This is a genomic window from Salinisphaera sp. G21_0, assembly GCF_017744115.1.
In the GTDB taxonomy this organism is placed as follows: domain Bacteria; phylum Pseudomonadota; class Gammaproteobacteria; order Pseudomonadales; family Endozoicomonadaceae; genus Endozoicomonas.
On record NZ_JAGHQW010000130.1, the window covers coordinates 1 to 3,537 of the forward strand.

Sequence of the window (3,537 nt, forward strand, 5' to 3'; positions counted from 1 at the left end):
GCATTGGTCGCTGGCTCAATCAAACATCAACCGCTGCCGCTTATGTGAAAAAACAATTTTTAGAGCAGAGAATTGCCCTTGAACAGCTGTTTGAAAGCTATGAACAGGGCGAGATCAATGCCAGAAATTTTGTCCATGAGGCGGAAGATGCCGCGCAAACCATGAAGCTGCTCAATCAAACGGATTTAGACCGGCTCAATAACGCCATTGTTTCAGCCAAACAAAACATGGCCAGCTTAGGCGACAGTTCCCGCAATACCCTGAACAGCCTGCAAGATGAACTGGATGAATTGCAGGGCAGACAGTCTGATATTGAGCAGCGCCGTTATCAAAGCCAGCGTGACGATCTAAAGGCACAGCAGGCGGAGGCTATTGCCAAAGGGGATCAGGAGGCAGTCAAGAATATTACCTCTGCCCTGCGGATCAGCGAGCAGATTCATAACGAACGTACCCGGCAGGCCAATAATGAGAGAGCACGAGCCCTTAAAGAGCGCCAGGTGAGTACAGCCGTAACTACCCCCCGCACCGTTTCAGAATCTCCTCAGCGTATTATCCGACTCGAATATCCGCGAGGCGATGTGAATATTGGCATTGCACCTCCGGATGAAAACAAACTGCTGGAAGCCCTGAAAAACGCAGGCATGAGGACGGTCTGATGAAACTGGATACCATTACCCTCCCGGACGATCTGCTCTGGATTAATGAGTTTGAATGGAGTCCAGTGGAACAGAGCCGGGAACATAGCTTAACAGGAGCACTGTTGATTCAAGAGCAAGCAAAGTTACAGGGACGCCCCATTGAGCTGACAGGTGGGCAAAATGCTGGTTGGGTTTCTCGAAAAACGGTTTTGGAGCTTCATGGTTTAACCGCAATTCCGGACAAAGTAATGAACTTGACTTTACCTGACATGAGAAAGCTTAATGTTATATTCGATCGCAGCTCTGGAAGCCCGATTTCAGCCTCCCCAGTACTCAAAGAAGCATACCCTGATGATAATAGTTATTACTATCTTTCATTAAGGTTCATAACTGTAACTTGATTTATCGTCTTTATAGTCAGAAAGCTGAAGCATTTAAAACTCAACTTTTTCACTTAATGTCACTAATCATCACATGTTTTGCAAAAGCTGCTGAAGATGAGAAATAGTATCTTTGCATTCTTACTATGCTCTTTTTTTGACAAAATATTATCTGTCTTATGAATAATAGAGAATTAATGTGTTTTTTTGACATGTCGTTAATGCCAGATTGCAACATTCATATACTTACTCTTAACAAAAAATAAATGACATGCTTTCTCAATAAGCACTGGTGAAAGTCAAAAACTATCAATAATCACCTTAACTATGCAAATCCTGTAACGCTATGGACATGTCTTTTGCTAGCAATTGTGGAAGTTTTATTTAAAGATAGAATGAGCGATTTATGGATGAATGAAACAGCTGGCTCTACTGTAAAATTTAAAGGTAATATATTCACCGCTGCAAAATCTGCTGTGAAGTTTTCATGCGAATTAAACAAAGGTTGTAAAGATTTATTTAAAGAAGCACTGAAAGCATTCCTCACAAGAAAAGTAACCATTCCTACTAAAAATAAAAATCATCTGTACTTATCAAGAGCTAATGAGCTGATCAGTAGTTATCGAGAAAAAAATATAGCTTTTAGAATTATTACACCACTAGGATTTGATGAAATCGAAAAACGAGGTATGGCTCAAGATTATATTGATCAATGTATTATAAGAACATGGCCATATAAAAGCATTTCTCATCCTGGGCATGCAGCACTATCAGTTAAAAGTGGAGAAGGTGAAAAGCATGCTCACACATATGTTAGTTGGTGGGCTTCGGAGGAAAGTACACCTGGAAGAATTAATACTAAGACTGGAACTAAGGGTGAGTTACTTAACAAAGTTTACGGCTATTCACAGATAAATTATCTGCAAGATAAGTATTGTGAAATGTCAGACCGAGCCAGAAGTAAGCTTGCTGCAGCCAAATATGCATTAGAGAAGGTAAAATCTGGAAATTTTACCAAAGATGAACTTAGTGCAGCTGAAGTTAAATTAAGAGAGAAACAGAAATCACTCCCTAAATGGGGAGAAGATGCATTTGGAGTGAGTGCAGACAAAGTTTATATCCCTCCTCAAGGAGTTAACAGGAATAAAAAAACTGGAGAATATTTATATAATATATTTGGGCTTAATAGAAAAGAAATGGAAAATGAGTGGGCGGAAGTTCAAAAGCAAGAGATGGCAGGCGTTGCTACTTATAAAATGATAAGTAATGAAGAAAATTGTGCGGGAATGGTCTTGAGGGTATTAAAAAAAGGTGGATCTGATATTTATATTGACAATAAAAAGTTATCTTTTTTTGTAAATACTGCAAACAATGTTCACCGGTATGCTATTCAATTACAACAGAAAATTGATAGCCTAAACGAAATGGCAAACAAATTAGGTTCAAATTTTTACCACTTAGAGAAAAATAAAAGAGATAAAATTATGGGAAAGCTACCTCTTGTTAGTGACACTGCTATGTACATCACAAAACAGGCTGGCTTCAGAAAAGATCCTGCTGAAAGAGCATTTCTCAAGAAAATGTCAAAGTATCTTGATCGAATTCACAAAGCTAGAAACAAAAGAGAAGTACTGCAACATTCTGTAAAATTCTTAGAATTAATTAATAAATTGGATCTTCAAAAAGAGAGTGACAACTTTAGACTTATTGCCGGATACTCCATGCACCAAATAATTAGCCTCCTTAAAAAGTTTGATTAATGCTCAAGAAATGATGCTATGTAAAGTTATACCTTAAAAGTTAATGTTCTATTATAGAAACAATATAAACCTTACACTTCTTACAACACCGCCCAAATAGGCGGTTTTTTTTCGCCTGAAGAAAAGGAAAACCGATGGCCATTAACAATAACGATGTAAAGCTCTTTGAAAGCCAGCGCCTCACAGATGAGGAAGACGGTGGCGGTCGGGTCACTGGAAAGGAGGTCATTGATGGCAACGTCAACAATCTCTTTCAGGATATTTCCCGGATCGACCGAACCATTGGTGATGTGGCCTTGCGGAAAGCGTTTATCGGGATTAGCACCGATAACAATGATATTTATCTTGGTAGCCATTTGATCCTGACCGAGCCTCCCAAGGATCAGAATGTTTCTGTCTTGTTATTTAATACCGACAGCCAAACCGATGAACGCCTCGATGCCAGAGACAGAATAGAAAGTTATGTGGTTCCTGGTATCAAGGCATCATGGGAACTGGTAGGCGATCAGCTGGAAGGACAACGAGCTATTGTCGGGTATCAGCGGGAGGAATGGGCGGTTCCTGAAATTGGCGAAGTCTATAAGCTGATTACACCGGATGAAAAAATCAGCCAGTTTATCCGTATTACTGCTGTTGATTATTCCGTTGAGACTTTTACCTATTTCACTGGAGCGGAATATATAGATTTTACCCGGCGTAAGGTGGAAATGCAGATTAGCGCTCCTTTGGTGACGACTTTTATCGGAGCATCTCCCGTAC

At 39.9% G+C, this 3,537-nt stretch carries 2 protein-coding genes and 2 pseudogenes; all 4 read left to right on the plus strand.

Annotation, left to right across the window (positions count from 1 at the left end):
* Positions 1-656: pseudogene (locus J7439_RS25025) on the plus strand (hypothetical protein); the annotation flags it as partial.
* Positions 656-1,039, plus strand: a complete 384-nt coding sequence (locus J7439_RS25030) for a hypothetical protein (protein WP_209204777.1) — start codon at positions 656-658, stop codon at positions 1,037-1,039. The pseudogene J7439_RS25025 and the gene J7439_RS25030, both read left to right, overlap by 1 nt.
* 338 nt (positions 1,040-1,377) lie before the next feature.
* Positions 1,378-2,778, plus strand: a complete 1,401-nt coding sequence (locus J7439_RS25035; RefSeq protein WP_209204778.1) for a hypothetical protein — start codon at positions 1,378-1,380, stop codon at positions 2,776-2,778.
* Between the two features lie 134 nt (positions 2,779-2,912).
* Positions 2,913-3,537, plus strand: a pseudogene (locus J7439_RS25040) (hypothetical protein); the annotation flags it as partial.